Source organism: Salinimicrobium oceani, from assembly GCF_012037645.1.
Window position 1 is genome coordinate 1 of sequence record NZ_JAAVJR010000561.1, and the last position, 470, is coordinate 470.

Genomic DNA, 470 nt, shown 5'->3' on the forward strand with positions numbered 1-470 from the left:
TTGGAACTACTCTTATCCCTTTTTCTTTATATCCTTTCTTTAGCGGGATCTTATCATGATATTCAAAGATTCCTGCTTCCAAAGTTTCCATTTTTTGAATAGGAAAATAAAGAACTACAGCTTTTTTTACCCATTCATTCACCTGCCAGCCTTCATTTGTAGGTTCGGCAACTCTTAGTTTTCCGCTGTCAAGCAGGTCAACAACTTCCCTTATTGCATTTGTAGTTTTATTTTCTTTTAAAAGTTCCCTGTCCTCCCAGGCTTTCTCTATGATTTCTTTTAGGTGTTCCATTTCTAATATTGTTTCAGATTAAAGATCTGTAAAAACAGATGTAATATTGGTGGTCATTAATGGGTGCGAAGGTAAGACTTTTGAAGGAATTCTGTTGGTTAATGAGGCTGTTCCGGAGATTTCCGCAGTTTTTGGGTTCGTGAATTAAGGCTTATCTTTGCAGGTAATTATGGGAAGA

1 protein-coding gene is annotated in these 470 nt (G+C 36.4%); it reads right to left on the reverse strand.

Annotated elements, in window-relative coordinates:
• The coding region (locus HC175_RS18250; protein ID WP_479685239.1) for a 2,3,4,5-tetrahydropyridine-2,6-dicarboxylate N-succinyltransferase at window positions 1–292 on the reverse strand (292 nt) is incomplete at its 3' end.
• Window positions 293–470: the final 178 nt, after the last annotated feature.